Source organism: Pediococcus parvulus (assembly GCF_964063155.1).
Classification (GTDB): Bacteria; Bacillota; Bacilli; order Lactobacillales; family Lactobacillaceae; genus Pediococcus; species Pediococcus parvulus.
Window position 1 is genome coordinate 726,248 of record NZ_OZ061292.1, and the last position, 19,919, is coordinate 746,166.

Consider the following 19,919-nt stretch of genomic DNA (forward strand, 5'->3'; position numbering starts at 1 on the left):
CTCATGTTTAAGATCAAAACAAATGATGCAGAACAGACTGAAAAAATTGGTGCTCAACTTGCCCCCATTCTTGAACCCAACGATGTGCTTTTACTGGATGGCGATTTAGGTGCGGGTAAAACGACTTTTACAAAGGGATTAGCAAAAGGACTCGGAATTAAGCGCTATGTAAAAAGTCCCACATTTACGATTATTCATGAATATCACGAAGGACGGATGCCACTTTATCATATGGATGTTTATCGCCTTGAAGATGGTGGTGGCGATGACCTTGGTTGGGATGAATATTTCTTTGGTGGCGGTGTTTCTGTGATTGAATGGTCTCAATATATTCGTGATTATTTACCAGATGATTACTTAAAACTAAAAATTGCTCGTAATGACGACGATGATGATCAACGAATTTTAACTTTTGAGCCTCAAGGCCAGCATTATGAAGAATTGGTAGCTCAACTGAAAGAGGTTCTTGAATGAGTGAAGAAGTGACCATTGTTGAAGCCACCCGAGAAGATGCAGATGAAGTATTGAAATTATTGAAACAACTAGATCAAGAAACGGAAACATTTACGGTTGAAGATGATTTAAACAAATTGACAGCAGCGACTGAAGAAAAGCAACTTGAACTGATTCAACAGAGTCGTGAAAACTTGATTCTGTTGGCAAAATATCAGGGACATGCAATTGGGTTAGCTTCAGTGATGAAGGACGAAACTACTGAATTAGGAGAAGTAGGCGTTGCCGTATTGAAGTCATTTTGGAATCAAGGGTTGGGAACCGCGCTAGTTGAAGAAACCATTACTTGGGGTGAGTCGTTTAGCTGGTTACCAGGATTAATGTTAACAGTTCAGGAACGTAATCAGGGAGCTTATCACATTTATCGAAAACTAGGTTTCAAAGACATTCAGCGTAACAAAATAGGATTCCATGATAAAAATGGAATCCCCTATGCAACAGTAGATATGCAGCTTTTATTTAGTTAATCATCCGCACAAACGGTTTTAACTGTTCTGCACCAAAATTATTTGCTTCATATAACAAAATATTGGCGCAGGCTAGACTATCGTCTAACGCATTGTGATGATGATTGAGCTCGATGGCCAAGTGGGTGCAAACTGTGTCTAATTTATGGTTCTCAAATTCCGGGAAAAATTTACGACTAGAGCGCACCGTATCCAAAGTTAGGTAGTGAGTACGCTGAAGTTCATAATGTTCAAGACAACTTTTTAAAACACCGTTATCAAATGGCGCGTTATGAGCCACAATCAGTTGATTGGTCTGAAAAAAGGGATTAATAACCTGCCAAATTTCTGGAAAACTCGGTGCATCAACGACATCTTCTTCATGAATCCCATGAATTTGAACGTTTCGCCAATTAAACTCAGTATCTGGTTTAATAAGGGAATAAAATTCATCGGCAACCTGGTTATTGCGCACAATTGTTAGTGCTAAGGAACAGGCACTATACCGTTTGGGAGAGGCTGTTTCAAAATCCATGGCAACAAAATTCATAACAAAAAGTCCTTTCGAAAATGATTAATTTAGAAGTAGTTAGAAAAACTGGTCATGAATAATAATTAGAACCAAGTATTTCTAGTGGTTTTATTATAATCTGAAGCAATCTATAAAGATAGTATTAACTCTGTGTGAGTTTATTAAAGGTATGATAGGGGATCGCAATATGAAAAAAATTGGAGTACTTGGTCTAGGTAATATTGCTCAAAAGGCTTATTTGCCGGTCATCACGTCGCTACAGGATACTTATGAATGGCATTTTTGCACTCGCAACGCAGATAAAAGACAAAAATTGATGCGGCAGTATGGGATAACTCATGGTGAAGGAAATGTGGAAGAATTAATTGCTCAAAAACCAGCTGCAGTATTTGTTCATACGCCAACAGCTACCCATTATCAAATTATCAAAGCTTTGTTAGAGAACAATATTAACGTGTACGTGGACAAACCAGTTTCAGAAAACTTTGAAGAGGTTGAGGAACTATATCGACTGGCAAAAGAGCGTCAACTGATTTTAACCTGTGGGTTTAATCGTCGGTTTGTGCCAATGAATCAGAAATTAAAGGAATTGTCTAATAAGCAGGTGATTCGTGGTACAAAAATTCGTGAAAATGGCGCACAAGAAACAAAGTTTGCAATTTATGATTTGCTAATTCATGTGGTTGATACGGTTAATTTTCTGTTAGATGAACCAATTGAAAGCCAAGAAACTACTCTATTTACCGAAAATAGTAATTTACATCAAGCCATTGTGTCACTAAAAACCAAACATAGCTTAGCAACTGCCGAGATTAATTTAATCGGTGGCGTAAATGAGGAAACAACCTCACTTGAAACTAAGAGAGGACTAGCCACAGTCGAGAATTGTCAGAACTATACGTTGAAAACGCCGCAAGGGCAACAAAAAATAGCCTCTCCAGATTGGCAACCAACTTTGGTCACAAGAGGTTTCGATCCATTGATTCGTCAATTCTTGGCCGCAATAGATGGTCAGCAAGCCAATCCGGTATCGCCGGAATCTGCAATCGAGAGTCATCGTATTTGTCGGGATGCTGTTCGTCAATTTGAAGTGTTAAAATAGAATTTAATCGTAAATTGAAAGGACTCGTATGATTTTGCAAACGATAACTGAAACATTTCCAGACATTCAAATATTAGAACGTGAGCCACTGTCAAAGTATACAAATACTAAAACGGGTGGACCAGCCGATTACTTAGCTTTCCCCAAAACTGTAGAGCAGGTAAGTCAATTATTAGACTGGGCCAATCAACAGGAAATGCCATTGACAGTTGTGGGAAATGCAAGTAATTTAATTGTCCGAGATGGCGGAATTCGTGGTTTGACGGTCATCCTTACAAAAATGAAAGAAATTCAGGTGACTGGAAACCAGGTCGTTGCCGAAGCCGGGGCTGCGCTGATTCAGACCACTGAAGTTGCCTACCAAGCTGGTCTAACAGGAATAGAGTTTGCTGCAGGAATTCCAGGTAGCGTCGGTGGCGCTGTTTTCATGAACGCTGGGGCTTATGGTGGCGAAATTAGTGAAGTCGTTAGTGAGGCTAAAATTTTGACACGTCAAGGTCAAATCCGAACGCTCACTAATCATGAATTGGATTTTGGTTATCGTCACAGTAGTATTCAAGACTATGATGATATTGTGTTATCGGCAACGTTTAATTTGAAATCTGGGGATGCAGAAAAGATTAGGTCACGGATGGATGAATTAAATCGATTGAGAGCCTCTAAACAGCCACTGGAGTATCCTTCCTGTGGGAGTGTGTTTAAACGACCAACAGGCTATTTTACCGGTAAATTGATTCATGAATCTGGCCTTCAAGGTTTTCAGATTGGTGGTGCACAAGTTTCCCAGAAACATGCAGGATTTATTATTAATGTGGGTGGGGCAACTGCCACGGACTATCTCAATGTTATTCATCATGTTCAAAATACCGTTTTTGAAAAGTTTGGGGTTCATTTACAAACAGAAGTACGCATTATCGGTGAAAAATAAAGTCATGAAAATTAAGTGGCAGAGATTATCTTATTTTTGATGTTTCAGAAATAATATTCGGGAAACACAACGAAACCGCAACAAAAGCGTAATTTTTGTTGCGGTTTTTTTGCTTTTTATTGCCAAATCTCCTATTTTCCACTCTTTTAATTTGTGTTTCGAATTACGCGGAGAACCACATAGATGATACTTTGAAGTAAGGTCATTAAAAATACGAAAGCCAACATTTGTAATGACCACATGTTAAAGATTGGTTTTAAAACCCATTCAGGACTAATCAAGAGGTAGATGGTATGTAAACGTAAAAAACGGCCAATGAAAATGCCGATGGAAGATAGAGTTGTAAAGACGCCTACAATTCCCATTTCGACGATCCGATGATGAATGTGGTAACGTTTGACAATTGATCTGGTGACCTGAGTCATGCTCCACATGCCAAGCATGACGCTGGGGATGACAGCTAGTAACATATAAATATAATAAATCCACATTGAAATTGATAAACGAATTAAGCCTGTATCAGCGTAAGGATGCAACAAACTGAGATGGAAAAGATCCGTTAATAGGTAAGGCGCATTTGGATAAAATAGTAACCACAATAAAATAACTAACCAAAAAAAGAGTGAATTTTTTGGTCGATTTGAACCAATGTGAAAGGCAAATTCAATTGGTATATACGCTAAAAAAGTGTTGAGAAGCAAAAAATGATATGGTGGATGTACAAAAAAAGCAATGTATAGTAAACCCAAGCCATAACAAAGTCGAATTATCCATTTTGTCTTTGTAGTCATAGTGTTTTCCTCGCTAGGTTTATTGTAGCAGATGGAAAGAATATTTTGCTATAAAATGACCGGATTCTGAAGTTTTTCTTAAGGGTCTCTGTGCTATAATTATTTTTGTATTGGTTTGGAGGAAAAAACAAATGAATTTTGCTTGGGATCGACTGATTACTTTACATAACTTTATGAACCTAATCGATATCCTCGTGGTTTGGTTTGTGATTTATGAATTAATCATGTTGTTGAGGGGAACAAAAGCCGTTCAACTTTTTCGAGGGATAATTGTCATTATCTTGATCAAAGTGGTGAGTGTCCTTCTTGGATTAAGCACCGTTTCATGGATTATGGATCAAGTTATCAACTGGGGTGTAATTGCCATGGTTGTCATATTTCAGCCTGAAATTCGGCGTGGACTGGAACACTTGGGCCGTGGGTCTATGTTCGTCAAAAACAAAACTCAAAATGAAGCTGAAAAACATATGATTGCAGGGCTTGATAAGGCCATTCAATATATGTCAAAGCGGCGTATTGGGGCACTAATCACCATCCAAATGGATACGGGGTTAGAGGATTATATTGAAACTGGGATTGCGCTAGACGCCGATATTACTGGTGAACTACTAATCAATATATTTATTCCTAATACCCCACTTCATGATGGGGCAGTTATTATTAAGGATAATAAGATAGCTGTTGCGGCTGCCTATCTTCCTTTATCACAAAGTACGATGATTCCTAAAGAATTGGGCACACGACACCGAGCGGCAGTTGGTATTAGTGAAGTTACGGATGCCGTTACGGTTGTGGTTTCTGAAGAAACTGGTGAAATTTCTATTACAAAAGATAATGAATTATTGCGTAATATGACACAAGAAGATTATCTGCGTTACTTCCGCGATCAGTTTCTCAGTGATGAGGTACCAGAAAATCACAATGTTATTCAAGACTTCTTGGAGGGCATTACTTCCTTCTTCAAAGGGGGTCCGAAAAAATGAAAAAATTTTGGACAGAACGTTGGGTTTACCGATTTTTGGCGTTAGTTTTAGCAGTTCTTCTCTTTTTTTACGTGAAATCAGATCGAATGAATTCAGGCAACGTTTCTACTAGTGGCGGTTCCAGTGACACGGCGCTGATGGCAAATAAATCAAAAACATTAACGGTTCCCCTTGAATTGGACGTAAACAGTAGTAAGTACTTGGTTAGCGGGTATCCCTCAAAAGTAAAAATTAAAATTACTGGGCCAAGTGCATTGGTCACAACCACTACTAACACACAGAATTTTAAGGCATATGTCTCTCTTCGAAAACTGGGGCTTGGTGAGCATAAGGTTCGGATTAAAGAAGAAGGTTTGAACAAAGAACTTTCATACAGTTTTGAACCTGAAACGATTAAGGTGACAATCGCCAATCGACGAACGAAGACATTTGCAATTCAGCCAGAAATTAATCAAGACGCGATTGCAAAAGGGTATGAAAGCAAGGCTGCCATTTTACGTTCCCAGACAGTTTCGGCAACAGGTTCGGTTTCAGAAATCAATCGAATTACACAAGTTGTGGCTAAGGTTAATTTACCCAACAACACAAAACAGGATGTGACAAGTCAAGTGTTGTTACAGGCACTGGATAATTCTGGCGATACAGTAAATGTTATCCTAAGTCCACAAACAGTCAGTGTGACCGTGCCTGTCGAAAAATCGACGAGTTCATCAAGCAGTGGATCAGATGAAGAGTCGTCTAGTACTGAGGCTGATAATAAACGGACTAAGAGTTCATCAAGTTCGTCCCAAGAAACTAGTTCGGCGAGTTCAACTTCATCAAGTAGTACAAGTTCAAAAAGTAATTAAATTCAAAAGTTAGGAATGAGGAAAATTATGGCATTAAAATATTTTGGAACTGATGGTGTACGAGGAATAGCAAATGAAAGCTTAACGCCTGAAATGGCCTTTCAATTAGGAAGAACGGGAGGCTATGTTTTAACCCAGCACGCTGAAAATAAAAACGAACAACCACGGGTATTGGTTTCCCGTGATACACGAATTTCAGGACAATTACTTGAAACAGCTTTGATTTCCGGTCTCTTATCAGTCGGAATTGAAGTTTTAAATATGGGGGTTGTGACCACTCCTGGGGTGGCTTACTTAGTTCGAAAACAAGAAGCCGATGCGGGTGTTATGATCACAGCTTCACATAATCCTGTACAGGATAATGGAATCAAGTTCTTTGGTGCAGATGGTTACAAACTTTCTGATGAACTAGAGGGTGAAATTGAGGTTCTCTTGGACAAAGAAACCGATGACTTACCACGTCCTTCTGCTGAAGGCTTAGGAACTGAAAATGATTATCCAGAAGGCGCTTTGAAGTATACCCAATTTCTAGAACAAACGATCCCAGATGATTTGGACGGTTTGCACATTTGTGTAGATTCTGCTAATGGTGCCACTAGTGGTTTTGTTTCTCAAATTTTTGCCGATCTTGGTGCAGATTTTGATACCATGGCCACTTCGCCGAATGGCTTGAATATTAATGCCAATGTGGGTTCTACTCATCCGGAGCAATTACAAAAATTTGTTGTCGAAAAAGGCGCTGATTTAGGGGTCGCTTTCGATGGTGATGGTGATCGGTGTATCGCAGTAGATGAATTGGGAAATATCGTTGATGGCGACAAAATCATGTACATTTGTGGAAAATATCTCAGCAAACGTGGTCGTCTCAAGAAAGACACAGTGGTCACAACTGTTATGAGTAATTTAGGCCTATACAAGGCACTTGAAGCAAATGGTCTTCACTCCGTGCAAACACAAGTTGGTGACCGTTATGTGGTTGAAGAAATGTTAAAAAATGGCTATAACGTTGGTGGTGAACAATCTGGTCACGTTGTTTTCCTTGATTTTAATACAACTGGTGACGGGATGCTGACTGCCTTACAGTTAATGAATATCGTTAAACAGACTGGCAAAAAGTTATCTGAGTTAGCAGCTGAAGTTAAAACTTATCCACAGAAATTAGTTAATGTAAAAGTCCAAGACAAAAAGGCCGCTTTGAATAATGAAAAAGTTCAGGCAATCATCAAAACGGTCGAAAAAGAAATGAATGGCGAAGGTCGTGTGTTAGTTCGCCCAAGTGGGACCGAGGACCTATTACGAGTAATGGCCGAAGCTTCTACCAAGGAAGAAGTTTCTGCATATGTTGATCGCATTGTAGATGTCGTGCGTGAAGAAGTTGGTGCTTAGAATTAAAAAATGAGTAGTTATTGTTATCGAGAAGTTTAAAAACGATAACAGTAACTATTTTTTTGTCCCAATACTAAAATAGACCAATCTAGAGAACTAAATAAACCAAATATGATTAAAACAGTTGACAATCCTTTTAATTAGCGATAAATTTATAGATGTTTCAAGCGTACCAATTTTAATTATCTATATATACCAATTATAACTTATTTGTAAAGGATGTCAGCTATGTGTGGAATTGTCGGTGTAACAGGAAGAACAGATACAGTCGAAATTTTGATTTCTGGATTAGAAAAATTGGAGTACCGAGGCTATGATTCTGCCGGAATTTATGTAAATACTGCAGAAAAACAAGCTCATTTAGTTAAGGCAAGAGGAAAAATTGCAGATTTGAAACTTAAATTAACCCCTGAGATTAAGGGAACTGCTGGAATTGGTCATACAAGATGGGCAACAAACGGAGTGCCAAGTATCGAAAATGCGCATCCACAGTTTTCTGCAGATGATCGTTTTTATTTAGTTCATAATGGTGTGATTGAAAATTATGAGGAATTAAAAGCACAGTATTTAAGTGATGTTGAGTTTGTAAGTCAAACAGATACTGAAGTGGTTGTGCAACTTGTTGATCACTTTGTCGTTCAAGAAAACATGACAACAAAACAGGCGTTTAAAAAAACGTTGAGTTTATTGAAGGGTTCTTCTTACGCTTTCTTATTAATGGACCATGAAGAACCAGATACCCTGTATGTTGCAAAAAACAAAAGTCCCTTGTTAATTGGACTAGGTGATGAATTTAATGTTGTTTGCAGCGATGCACTCGCTATGTTGAATGTCACCAAAGACTTTTTGGAATTACACGATGGGGAAATGGTGGTTGTTACGCCACAGGCAGTTGAAATTACGGATCAAACTGGGAAGCAAGTAAAACGGGACTCTTTCCACGTTGATTTGGATCCAAAGGAAACGGATCGGGGTGCCTATCCTTATTACATGTTGAAAGAAATCGATGAACAGCCTGCAGTTTTACATCGAATTCAAAAAGCATATCTAGAGTCTGGCGACAAACCTGCGATTTCTCCCGATTTATTGGAAGCCATGAAACAAGCTGATCGTTTGTACATCGTGGGCGCAGGAACAAGTTACCACGCTGGCCTGGTTGGCAAACAATTATTTGAAAAGTTGACTGAGATTCCTACCGAGGTGGTTTTGGCCTCTGAGTTTGCTTATGCAGATCCAATGCTTTCCAAACATCCATTTTTCATTTTCTTAACTCAAAGCGGAGAAACAGCAGATAGTAGGCAAGTTTTGGTTCGCGTCAATGAAGAGTGGCACGCACCAAGTTTAACGATTACCAATGTTGAAAACTCAACGTTATACAGAGAAGCCACCTATCAATTGTTGTTGAACGCAGGTCCAGAAATTGCTGTAGCTTCAACGAAAGCATATACTGCTCAAATTGCTGTGGAAGCCGTTGTGGCTAAAGCGCTTGGAATGGCACGTGGTGTTGAGGTTGCGAAGAACTTTGACTTGCAGCGAGAATTGAGTTTGGCTGCAAATGCAATTCAAGCCATTGTAGACGAAAAAGCGAAAATCAAAGAGATTGCCCATGAAGATTTGGCTAAAACCCGCAATGCGTTTTATATTGGTCGTGGTGTGGATTACTTTGTTGCTTTAGAAGCTGCATTGAAGCTCAAAGAAATTTCATATATTCAGGCTGAGGGCTTTGCTTCAGGTGAGTTAAAACACGGCACAATTGCGTTAATTGAAGATCAAACGCCAGTTATCGCGCTTATTACGCAGGGGAAAACGGCTAGTCACACACGAAGTAATATCCAAGAGGTGAAGTCGCGTGGGGCTCAAGTGTTGGCAATTGTTTCCGAAGAATTAGCCAAACCTGATGATAAAATCGTGATCCCAACAATTTCTGAATTACTCATGCCATTAATAAGTGTGATTCCCGCTCAATTGTTAGCATACTATGCCAGCCTAGAGCGCGGATACAATGTTGATCAGCCAAGAAATTTAGCCAAAAGTGTCACAGTAGAATAAAGAAGAATGAAGTGCCTTACCATTTCCATCGTTTGGTAAGACTCTTTTTTTGTGGAAAAGTCTTTCTTTTAAATGTTAAGTTTTAGTTACAATCAATATATGAGCCTTGAAGAAGCTTGATTTGTAGGGATTTAGCAAATGTCGGTAATTTTTGGATGTTTCAATACAATTAAAGGCATTAATTTTTCCGGATTTAAGTTATATACTTATATTTAAGATGACTAAGATACGGGGGAAGCAGTATGCATAAACGATGGATAACATTTGTTTCATTCTTAATATTACTTTCGGCGGTTGCTGTTTTTAGCACACATACAAAAGCGGTTCATGCAGATTCACCACAGGCGTTTATTTCGCGGTTAACACCTGATGTTAAAACAGTTTCCAATAAATATAATTTATATGGATCTTTGATGATGGCTCAAGCAGCCTGTGAAAGTGCTTGGGGACAAAGTCAATTGGCGGTCAAAGGTAATAATTATTTTGGAATTAAAGGTACATATAACGGGAAATCGGTGACGATGCGGACGGCTGAGTACACTTCATCAGGCAAGCTTTACTATACAAACGCAAAGTTCCGAAAATATCCTAATGTAAAGGCATCGTTGAATGATAACGGGAAAGTGCTTCGTTATGGAACGGCGTGGAACAGTTCCTATTACAAAGGAACTTGGAAAGAAAACGCGTCAACGCCTGAAGCTGCAGCTAATTACTTAACTGGTCGTTATGCAACTGCACCTTCCTATGCGAAGTCTTTAATTAGCATTATCAAGGGATACAATTTGCATGCGTTGGTTGATGGAGTCGCAGTTAAATATACGACAAAGAAACTAACTATGCAGGTCAGATTAAAGCCTGGTCATAATTTCTATACACATATTCCCGGTAGTACGTATGCCTATAAACTTAAGCATTATGGAACAACCTATAAAGGAAAAACAATTACGATTAATAACCAAGGTGTTAAGCGTGGAGCTAAAACACCGTACTATCGCTGCTATTATAAGGGAAAATTAATTGGCTGGATTTATTCTACTGCCGTTGTGCAGGTCGCAAGGTATAAGACAGTTAAAAAGACAGCCACAGTGAGTGCGGCACCTTCCAATGATTTTTATAACCATTTGACCTATAGTGTTTACGCGACTAAACGACTTCATTATGGTAAGACGTATAAAAATCGGAATGTGACAATTAATATGCAAGCCCTCCGCGTCGGAACTAGGACACCATATTATCGTTGCTATATTGGTAGTAAGCAAATTGGTTGGATTTATGGTGGTGCTTTAACTAATGTGGTTGATGCTTAACACAATTTATTAAAGAAGTATGAGCAAAAATTAAAAACACTGTAGACTAAAATGAGAAAATGAGGTATATTGTAATTACCATTTATTTATTTCCTCTTCCTGTTTACCCCAAATGAACATAGTTGAGGGACATCTCTACGATGTATACATCAGATGGTGAGGATCAGAATTACATTCTGGTCCTTTTTTATTACCCTTTAAATATTTTAAAAAAATAGTTTGACACCGCTTACATAAAAAGGTATGATTACCTTTGAAAGGTAGTAGTGCATCTCCTCTACCTTTAATCAATTTTCTTTCTCTCTTATGCCAAAAAGGTGTGTTCTGAACGGAAATTCAGAACACTCTTTTTTTCTTTTTGAAAATCACTTGCTTCACAGATTGTTTGTCCTCTATACTTAATGGTGGAGGAATGATACTGATGGGACAACAAACATTTACATTAATTGAAGAAATTACGCGTAATGATGGTTCAAAATATACAGAGATTGCAAACATGATCATGAATGGGCGCGCTGAATTAGCAGCGGAACGTCATTTTATTAAGGAAGTTCGAATTTTGCAATTGAACATTCCACATTCTGCTCATGTTGTGAATTATGAGGATTATATTAACGAACGCTATCAGGTGCCCGAAGAAGATATGGATCATTGGGAAGAATGGAAAAAAGACGATAAGATTATGACGGATTTTAATGCTGTTTTAAAAGAAAATCATATTTCATAAGTTATATTCCGGTCAAAACTGACTATCTGGGCATCAATTATTAAAATTTAGTTGACAAGTCTGTGGTTTTCATGACATAAATATAAACATAGTAATGCTCCGTAGTTCAGTGGTAGAATAATTGACTGTTAATCAAGAGGTCGCTGGTTCGAGCCCAGCCGGAGCAGTATATATGATTTTGAGGTCGTTATACAACGGTAAAACGTTGATATAACGACCTTTTTTATTTTCCAGTCTTTTGAATGTCATTGGCATAGTAACATTTTCATTTGAGTTGGTAACTGCTAAACTAAAGTGAGCTAAAATTTTTCAGAGTAGTAGTTATTATGAATTTATGTAGTTACAGATCCACCATATTCAGTTTTTGTGAATTTAGGTCCTCAAATATAAAATTCTCGGGGGAGTAATTAAAGTGAATAGAATTAGACGTATCACGATTTGGATGGTCAGTATCATTTGTTTACTCGTACTTTTTACTTTTGTTCAGTCGACGGCACCGACATATATTGAATCAAGTCGTACCGCGTATGAAATCAATGGAATGCAGGGTGGGGTTGATAGTAAAAAGTTTAATAGGGTGGTTACAAATTACACCAACAAACATCATGTTTCGGCTATAAAGGTGTTTAATGTGCAAACCGTAAACGATACAGGAAATACCCAAACTAAAATGTACGTTTATGGAAAGGCCAGAGTGCCTAAAGAATCGCTTGCTTCAAAACAAGAGATGCAAACGAGTGATATTCGTTATCCCCTTTACTTTGTCGGGCATGTTAGTCAGGGTTCGATTCAACGAATGTTTAAACGTAATGGTATCCAGTACGCCCAAATCAACGAGAGTTGGAATTGGAATATTTCTAATTTTCTGAATACCACCCAAATATCTAGTATTCTAATATTGGTTTTTTTAGTAATGGGAATCGTTATTATTTTGGCTAATTTACATAACTTAAAAAAAGCCAATGTTCGTAATTTGTTGGGCATGTCGAATTTTGATGATGCGTTTGACACTTTTGTAGATGATCAAGGCTGTTTTTTAAGTAGTTATTTACTTGGCATTGTTGTGCTGATAATTTATATGTGGATAAGTAAGTTCACGAATTGTTATCGAATCATGGCTTATTTTGCATTGTTGTTATACTTAGGAGTTATTTTGGTAACTGGAGTAGCTGCTATCTTAAGGGCCCATTCACATTCTGAACGAACCATTATTGGTGCCATCAAAGGTAATGTTAAAAATAGGCTTGCTTTTTATATTAATATGATTATTAAAATTGTCGTGGAAATATTTGCTTGTATGACTTTCGTGACTTTACTGGGAACACTAAAACAGAATCATCAATTAAGTGATCAATTATCAGTTTGGATGCATGGAAAAACTTACTATACTATCAACATTTCTCCAATTAATACTACAAAAAAAGAAGATATATTTCTTGAACATGGCTCTACCACTCTATTCCATTATTTAGCAAATCATGGAGGGATGCTTGCGGCCTATCAAGGATGGGGAACTGACAAAACGGATGTTATGAGTTCTACAAATGGTCATGTTTTGACTGTAAACCCCAATTATTTAAAAATGAATTCAGTTTTTGCTTCGAATGGTAAAAGAGTTAAAATATCAAACAAAACAAGCACAACGTACGTTTTAATTCCTGAAGCACAATATGCCAATCGTAAACAAATTTTGCGGGAGTATCGTAGCGAACTATGGCTAAACAGTGCAGAAAATAAAACCGGAAAGAAACTGCTCATTAAGCCAATCAAAATTAAAAATGCACAGCACTTGTTTACTTACAGTGCGGATGCACTGGATATGGGCTATTATAATGGCTATGTAAAATCTGCAGTTGTCCTTGTTTTAACAAATGAATCTTTGGGTGGAATCAGTAAGAAAAATACAGACGCAAATAGTATTTGGTCAAGCTACCTCTCAACTGAAGCTTTTCTTAGTCCAAGTGTCGCAGTCATGCGGAAAGGAATTCAAAAATCAGGAATGTCTCGTTACATCGGTGGCATTGTTAACACAAAGAGCTATGCAATGAAACAACTAGCCTTAGTTCGTCGCAAACTAGCAATCTCAATAATGGTCCTGGTTATTATACTAGCAATCATTGTGCTTGAAAACATTTCGTTTAATAGCATTTACTTTAGTAACAATCGCAAGAAAATAGCCATTAAACGACTATTGGGGAGCCACTTCATTGGTATCTTTGGGAAATTCATCGTCTTGAATTTTGCATTAAGCTTTTTTGAATCCTTCGTCGTGTGGGCAGTGACCCACAATATGATGGTTATGATACTGTTGCTAGTACTATCCAATGTTAGTGAATTGTTAATATTGGGTATTCAAAACCGTTATTTGAACATTAATAAAGCAATTAAAGGAGAATAGGACAATGATCAGTTACTTAAAACTTAGTGGATGTAGTAAAAGCTTTGATCAGTATCATGTTTTTAGAAACGTTAACTATCAGTTTGAGACTGGCAAAATGTACGCACTCGTTGGGCCATCTGGAAGTGGCAAAACGACACTATTGAATAGTGTCGGCCGATTAGAAAAATTAACCAGTGGGTCAATCAGTTTTGATGATACAGACATCAAAACTATCCCAAGTTTGAAATATTTTCGTCGGTATATTGGTTATTTATTTCAGAATTATGCGCTTGTCGATGAAGAAACTGTTGCCCAAAATCTTAATATTGTGAAACATTATCGAACCAATGTTCTACAAGAACATTTGTCAAAATATGGATTAGATGATACCTATTTAACTCGTAAAATATTTACGCTATCTGGTGGAGAAGCTCAACGGGTTGCCTTGGCACGACTTAGTTTACAGGACCCGTTGATTGTTCTGGCAGATGAACCAACAGGAGCACTGGACCACGCCAATGGTCAACTAGTGCTTGATAGTTTACGTGAAATGGCGAATTCAGGAAAAATCGTTATTATTGCAACTCATGATGACCAAGTGAAGGCAGCCGTCGACGAATGTGTAAGAATTACTGATTTTAAGTAACACGTAAATTCGTAAAAAACTATTTGACACAATAAATTCTTGATAAACTATAGTAAAAAGAGTTCTGAAATCGGTTTTGCACTTTTATAATGTAAAAGTTAAATTTGCTAGATAATCATTTTTAGCATTCGTAAACTGTTAGTTTGCGAGTGCTTTTTTTAATAGTAATCGTAGCATCATTTTTCTCGAATTTTTGCATGTATCATGCTAGTATATACTAAACAGTACATACTAGTTTGATTAAATTGGAGGTGTGGCATGAGAAAAGCAAAATTTCGGTATGTGGCGGATATAATCAAACAGCGCGTGGATGATGGTGAGTATGGCACAAAGCAAAAGTTACCTTCTGAATATGATCTTGCTGATGAATTTCAAGTTAGTCGCTTGACAGTTCGTAAAGCTATTGCGCTACTAATTGAATCTCAGGTTCTGGTTAAAAGTCAAGGAAAGGGAACTTATGTGATTGACGCACCTAAAATCGAAAGTGGACGCCTAGGACTTCAAGGATTTACTGAAGCATCCCAAGCATATGGCAGAGATAGTCATACAGAAGTGATTTCCTATGCAAAGGTAAGCCATCCGTCTAAAAATGTTCTGGATATGCTTCAAATAAACAAGAATCACGAAGTTTCAGTGTATAGATTGGTTAGATGCCGCTATTGGGATAACGAACCAATGACAGTTGAACAGATATATATACCTGAACCATTAGTAAAAGGATTGTCAAAAAAAGATTTTACAGGCTCGCTGTTTAAAATTATTGAGAAACAGGAAAAAATTGCATATTCTCAACAAGAAATTGAAGCTGTTTTGGCTAAAGACCATATTGGAAAATTACTTCATGTTTCAGTTGGTGGTCCGATTCTAAAGGTACAGTCGGTTACGTACACCGCGGAAGCTAAACCAATATTTTTAGATACTTCTTATTATCGTGCCGACAAATATCGTTTTAAAACGACGTTGATTCGCCACAAACTTTGAGGAGGGTGAAGGATGACTCAAGAAATACATGTATTGACTGCGGATCAAGAGCAAGAATTTCTACAAGATCTACAAAAAATGATGCGCGTGGAGAGTGTTAAAAGTAGTCCAAAGGAACACGCACCCTATGGCGAAGGGCCACGTGAAGCTTTGACATTAGTTACACAAATTGGAAAGCAATACGGATTTAAAACAGGCATTGTGGATGATGCAGCTGCATACGTACAATGGGGAAACGACGATGAACACTACATTGGGATATTTGGTCATTTAGATGTTGTACCTGCTGGTAGTCATTGGACAACGGCACCATTTGAGTTAAGCAAACAGGATCAACGATTTTATGGACGAGGCATTTTGGATAACAAGGGGCCAAGTATGGCCTGCCTTTATGGAATGAAATTGCTGAAGGACATGGGCATTAAATTGTCGCATACCATTCGACTAGTATTTGACTCTGACGAAGAAAATGGAAGCGCTGACATGAAACGGTACTTAGCGAAGAAACCTGCACCGGTTTATGGGTTTACACCAGACTGTAAATATCCGGCTGTGTATGGTGAACGAGGAATTGTGAACTATGCAATTGAAACGCCTATTCTGCCAGCTGATCTTCAGATGTTTGATATCTTGAATCCCGAGGAACAAGCATCTGATCACGTTCCTGATTCAGTGATTGCCATGATAAATCAAGAAAAGATTAACATTGTGGGGAAACGTTCGCCGTCTAATGCGCCGGAATTGGGTAAAAACGCCCTAACCTTGTTAGCTAAGAAAATTGATGATAATCAATTGCTGAGTGGTCAACTTATGAATTATTTTCATTGGCTAGCGGGATTACACGATCAACATTATGGACAAAAACTGGGAGTTGAATTCGAAGACGCAGATAGTGGCAAGTTGATTATGACGCCTTATCAGTTGGAGAAAAACGCGAATGGATTAAAACTTTCAATTGCGATTCGCTATCCGGTTTCGATAACCGAAGAACAGGTGACGCAAGGCATCAAACAACATATTCTTCCTGACAGTAAAGTTCAAATTGTGCGCTCAATGCCAGGGGTTATGCATAACAAACAAGCTGATTGGATAAAACGGATTTCTGAAGTTTATGAACAGGTCACTGGATTAGATGGCACCCCAGTTACGACAACCGGAGCTACTTATGCCCGTGTGGTGCCGAACATTATTGCGTTTGGTCCTTCGTTTCCTGGTCAAAAAGGCATTGCACACAAACAAGATGAGTATATGGATGAAAAGGATCTTTTAACCAATATGGAAATTTATATGAAGGCAATATTAGTTTTAGGAAAAAGAAAGGATGATTAGATGACATACGGAACAATTGCAACCTGGAGAATGGCCCATGATGGGGTTGTGAAGGCGAGTAAATTATTAAAGGCTCAAGGTGCAGCTGGAGATGCAGTGGAGGCACTCATTAATACAGTAGAGGCCTACCCGTATTATAAATCGGTTGGTTACGGTGGTTTACCAAACGAACAGGGTGTTGTTGAAATGGATGCCGCTTTTATGGATGGCGATAGTCTCGCGATTGGAGCAGTTGCTGGCATTCAAAATGTCAAACATGCTGTTTCTGTGGCCCGTAAGTTAAGTGATCAGCATTTTAACAGTTTTCGGGTTGGTCAAGGAGCAACTCAATATGCAATGCAAAATGATTTTGAAATTGTGAATATGTTAACCCCACGTGCAAGAAAGATCTGGCAAAAACGATTAAAAGAAATTCGTGAAAAAAATTTAAATCCATATAACGGTCATGATACGGTTGGCGCGATTACGTTAGATCAGAAGGGATCTATGGCTGCTGGTACCTCAACTTCAGGGCTATTCATGAAAAAGGCTGGTCGGATTGGTGATTCACCGTTATCTGGTTCCGGATTTTATGTAGATAGCGAAATTGGTGGAGCAGCTGCAACTGGTCTAGGTGAAGACATTATGAAGGGCTGTTTATCCTACGAAATCGTAAGGTTAATGGGTGACGGTAAAACGCCTCAAGAAGCTTGCGATCAAGCGGTTTATCCATTTATTGAGAAATTGAAAAAGCGTTACGGGAAAGCTGGTGAGTTTTCATTGGTAGCTATGAACCACAAAGGTGAGTGGGGTGTTGCCACCAACGTTGAATTTACTTTTAGTGTGGGAAATGAAAATGAACAGCCACAAATTTTGATGGCCAACCCGGGACCAAACGAAACTACTGTTATTGAACCAATTACTCAAGAATGGTTGGATGCATACGAAAAGCGAATTAAAGCCCCTGTAGATTAAAACAGAGCGAGGAGGGAACACTAATGAAAGTGATTGTCATTTTAGACCAAATTCAATCAGGATTAGGTGGAAAAGAACGAGCGGATACTGAATTGGGTGGCAAAAGAATTGCAATGGGCAGTGCGGAAACTTTAGAGAAAAATCTGAAAAAGGCTAATGGTGAAGTTATTGGAACTTTTTATTGTGGAACCGATTATTATCATAAAAATGCCGAGGTGGTTCAAAGTAAATTTACTAAGATGGCGGAGAAAATGGAAGCTGATGTGGTTGTCATCGGACCGACGTATGACTATCCGGAATTTTCGACAATGGCCTGTGAATTAGCAACTTACTTTCAGGGGAATTCTGCTATTCCAGTGCTAGTTGCCACTGCTGTTGAGAAAAATGAAGAGCTAGTTACACAATATAAAGAAGATTTAACAATTATTAAAGTACCGAAAAAAGGTGGGACGGGATTATCTGATTCATTAAAGGCTATTGTAAAGGGCTGTGAGTTGTCCGTGAATAAAGCAGATATGACAGAATTTAAATCACAATACTGTTTTTCATAGAATGGAGGGAACCTTATGCAAAATAAAGCTGAAAAGATCTTAATGCCAATTGCAACAAAATTAGGTAATAACGTTGTGCTACGCTCGTTACGTGATGGATTCTTAATTATCACGCCTTTGATTATTGTAACTTCATTTTTCTTATTGATTGGAAACTTTCCAATCCCTGGCTGGAGTGAATTCTGGACTGGCATTTTAGGCTCTCATTGGAGTGAATGGTTCAGTTCAGTATCAAACTCAGTCTTTAGTTTTACTGGTTTACTAGGTTGTTTCGGGATTTCATACGCCTATGCTAAAAACCGTGGCTTGCAAGCCGTCAATGCTAGCGCAGTTGCAATCATTTCTTTCTTGATTCTTACGCCTACCACATTGACAGTTGGTAAGAAAACTGTTAGTGCAGTTGAAACTCTTTATCTTGGACCTAATGGAATTTTTCTGGGGATCTTTATTGCCTTAATCAGTGTAGAGCTTTATCGTTTTGCTTTGAAACGGCATTGGACAATTAGAATGCCCGAAGGTGTGCCACCGGCAGTGTCCCAATCATTCGATGCTTTACTACCTAGTGCTTTAGTTATTTTTGCATTTTTTCTTGTTCGAATTTTATTTAGTTTAACTAGTTTTGATACCGTTTACAATTTCATTTATACCATGTTACAAGCTCCATTGAAAAATGTTGGTAATTCATTGCCGTCTGTTCTTTTATATAATTTTTTGGCAAGTTTACTTTGGTGCTTTGGAATTAACGGCCCCACAATTACTAATTCAGTTTGGTCGCCGATTTTCTTTGTTTTGACGCAGGATAATTTACAGGCCTTTCAAAAGCATTTGGAATTACCACACATTTTTACACAGCCGTTTATTGATATCTTTACAACGTACGGTGGTGGCGGAAGTACATTATCTTTACTAATTGTTATGCTGGTGATCTGTAAATCAAATCGAGTGCGTCAGTTAGGCAAGCTAGCTATTATTCCGGGAATTTTTGGGATTAACGAGCCGATTATTTTTGGTCTCCCAGTTGTGCTTAACCCGATTATTGCAATTCCATTTATTATTATTCCAACTTTAAACACTCTGATTTCTGGCCTAGTTATGACTTGGGGATGGGTGCCACATACAAACGGCGTCTTATTGCCGTGGACGACACCCCCGATTATTTCTGGGTGGCTATCTACTGGAAGCTGGACAGGTTCAGTTTTACAATTATTTGAAATTATTTTAGGAATTATTATTTACTATCCATTTATCAAAATGTTAGATAATCAATATTTGAAGGAAGAAAAAGCAGCTTCTGCAGAATTGGATATTGATTTTAGTGAAGTATAAATTAGTTCGTAGTCTAAGAAAATAGAAGGGCTTTGAAGAATTATAAGGATTCTTCAGAGCTCTTTATGGTTTTTAGTGAAAAATGATATCTTAATTCAGACTCAAAATGATTAAAAATTGTAGATTAAATGCACCACTAT

General features: G+C 38.1%; 19 protein-coding genes and 1 tRNA gene. 18 read left to right on the forward strand and 2 right to left on the reverse strand.

The features are described from left to right. Nucleotides 1-3 precede the first annotated feature (3 nt). On the forward strand, nt 4-474 hold the full coding sequence (gene tsaE, locus AB3217_RS03435) for a tRNA (adenosine(37)-N6)-threonylcarbamoyltransferase complex ATPase subunit type 1 TsaE (protein WP_057784309.1): 471 nt from the start codon (nt 4-6) through the stop codon (nt 472-474). After that, nucleotides 471-980 (forward strand): GNAT family N-acetyltransferase, encoded by a 510-nt coding sequence (locus tag AB3217_RS03440; protein ID WP_260274853.1) that lies wholly within the window; start codon nt 471-473, stop codon nt 978-980. Before tsaE ends, AB3217_RS03440 begins: the two co-directional genes overlap by 4 nt. On the opposite strand, the gene AB3217_RS03445 is transcribed toward AB3217_RS03440, so the two are convergent. After that, on the reverse strand, nt 973-1,509 hold the full coding sequence (locus AB3217_RS03445) for a 3'-5' exonuclease (protein WP_367365678.1): 537 nt from the start codon (nt 1,507-1,509) through the stop codon (nt 973-975). The two genes, AB3217_RS03440 and AB3217_RS03445, sit on opposite strands and share 8 nt — an antisense overlap. 169 nt (nt 1,510-1,678) lie before the next feature. Here AB3217_RS03445 and AB3217_RS03450 point away from each other — a divergent pair, with 169 nt between their 5' ends. Next, nucleotides 1,679-2,593, forward strand: coding sequence for a Gfo/Idh/MocA family protein (locus AB3217_RS03450; protein ID WP_260274854.1), 915 nt, complete (start codon nt 1,679-1,681; stop codon nt 2,591-2,593). 28 nt (nt 2,594-2,621) lie between these two features. Beyond that, nucleotides 2,622-3,521, forward strand: coding sequence for a UDP-N-acetylmuramate dehydrogenase (murB, locus tag AB3217_RS03455; protein WP_068808210.1), 900 nt, complete (start codon nt 2,622-2,624; stop codon nt 3,519-3,521). Between the two features lie 146 nt (nt 3,522-3,667). On the opposite strand, the gene AB3217_RS03460 is transcribed toward murB, so the two are convergent. Continuing rightward, a complete protein-coding gene (locus AB3217_RS03460; protein WP_367365679.1) occupies nt 3,668-4,312 on the reverse strand; it encodes a DUF1361 domain-containing protein in 645 nt (214 codons plus the stop codon). Nucleotides 4,313-4,443: 131 nt separating this feature from the next. On the opposite strand from AB3217_RS03460, the gene cdaA reads away from it, so the two are divergent. The 14 genes from cdaA to AB3217_RS03530 all read left to right on the forward strand — a co-directional run bounded on the left by cdaA (nt 4,444) and on the right by AB3217_RS03530 (nt 19,779). Continuing rightward, nucleotides 4,444-5,295: a diadenylate cyclase CdaA gene (gene cdaA / locus AB3217_RS03465; RefSeq protein ID WP_057784321.1), complete on the forward strand. Its 852-nt coding sequence runs from the start codon at nt 4,444-4,446 to the stop codon at nt 5,293-5,295. Continuing rightward, nucleotides 5,292-6,143 (forward strand): YbbR-like domain-containing protein, encoded by an 852-nt coding sequence (locus AB3217_RS03470; protein ID WP_057784322.1) that lies wholly within the window; start codon nt 5,292-5,294, stop codon nt 6,141-6,143. Before cdaA ends, AB3217_RS03470 begins: the two co-directional genes overlap by 4 nt. Nucleotides 6,144-6,170: 27 nt before the next feature. Then, nucleotides 6,171-7,529 carry a phosphoglucosamine mutase gene (gene glmM, locus AB3217_RS03475; RefSeq protein WP_260274855.1) on the forward strand — a complete coding sequence of 453 codons (1,359 nt, stop codon included), beginning with the start codon at nt 6,171-6,173 and terminating at the stop codon, nt 7,527-7,529. Nucleotides 7,530-7,757: 228 nt separating this feature from the next. After that, nucleotides 7,758-9,578: a glutamine--fructose-6-phosphate transaminase (isomerizing) gene (gene glmS / locus AB3217_RS03480; RefSeq protein ID WP_057784324.1), complete on the forward strand. Its 1,821-nt coding sequence runs from the start codon at nt 7,758-7,760 to the stop codon at nt 9,576-9,578. A 242-nt stretch (nt 9,579-9,820) separates the two neighbouring features. Continuing rightward, nucleotides 9,821-10,885: a glucosaminidase domain-containing protein gene (locus AB3217_RS03485; RefSeq protein WP_057784325.1), complete on the forward strand. Its 1,065-nt coding sequence runs from the start codon at nt 9,821-9,823 to the stop codon at nt 10,883-10,885. 421 nt (nt 10,886-11,306) lie between these two features. Continuing rightward, nucleotides 11,307-11,612: a hypothetical protein gene (locus tag AB3217_RS03490; protein ID WP_068808189.1), complete on the forward strand. Its 306-nt coding sequence runs from the start codon at nt 11,307-11,309 to the stop codon at nt 11,610-11,612. Between the two features lie 95 nt (nt 11,613-11,707). Beyond that, nucleotides 11,708-11,779 (forward strand) — tRNA-Asn (locus tag AB3217_RS03495). A 245-nt stretch (nt 11,780-12,024) separates the two neighbouring features. Beyond that, nucleotides 12,025-14,010 carry a DUF1430 domain-containing protein gene (locus tag AB3217_RS03500; protein WP_367365680.1) on the forward strand — a complete coding sequence of 662 codons (1,986 nt, stop codon included), beginning with the start codon at nt 12,025-12,027 and terminating at the stop codon, nt 14,008-14,010. A gap of 4 nt (nt 14,011-14,014) precedes the next feature. Then, the gene (locus AB3217_RS03505; protein ID WP_367365681.1) at nt 14,015-14,638 is read left to right on the forward strand and encodes an ATP-binding cassette domain-containing protein; all 624 of its coding nucleotides are present in this window, start codon (nt 14,015-14,017) and stop codon (nt 14,636-14,638) included. Between the two features lie 258 nt (nt 14,639-14,896). Next, nucleotides 14,897-15,619, forward strand: a complete 723-nt coding sequence (locus AB3217_RS03510) for a GntR family transcriptional regulator, LSA1692 subfamily (RefSeq protein WP_068808185.1) — start codon at nt 14,897-14,899, stop codon at nt 15,617-15,619. Between the two features lie 12 nt (nt 15,620-15,631). Further along, nucleotides 15,632-16,948 (forward strand): Sapep family Mn(2+)-dependent dipeptidase, encoded by a 1,317-nt coding sequence (locus AB3217_RS03515; RefSeq protein WP_367365682.1) that lies wholly within the window; start codon nt 15,632-15,634, stop codon nt 16,946-16,948. After that, a complete protein-coding gene (locus AB3217_RS03520; RefSeq protein WP_068808181.1) occupies nt 16,949-17,902 on the forward strand; it encodes a N(4)-(beta-N-acetylglucosaminyl)-L-asparaginase in 954 nt (317 codons plus the stop codon). It begins immediately after the preceding gene. A 23-nt stretch (nt 17,903-17,925) separates the two neighbouring features. Further along, nucleotides 17,926-18,453 (forward strand): GrdB-related putative oxidoreductase, encoded by a 528-nt coding sequence (locus AB3217_RS03525; protein ID WP_068808180.1) that lies wholly within the window; start codon nt 17,926-17,928, stop codon nt 18,451-18,453. Between the two features lie 15 nt (nt 18,454-18,468). After that, nucleotides 18,469-19,779, forward strand: coding sequence for a PTS sugar transporter subunit IIC (locus AB3217_RS03530; RefSeq protein ID WP_068808177.1), 1,311 nt, complete (start codon nt 18,469-18,471; stop codon nt 19,777-19,779). Nucleotides 19,780-19,919: the final 140 nt, after the last annotated feature.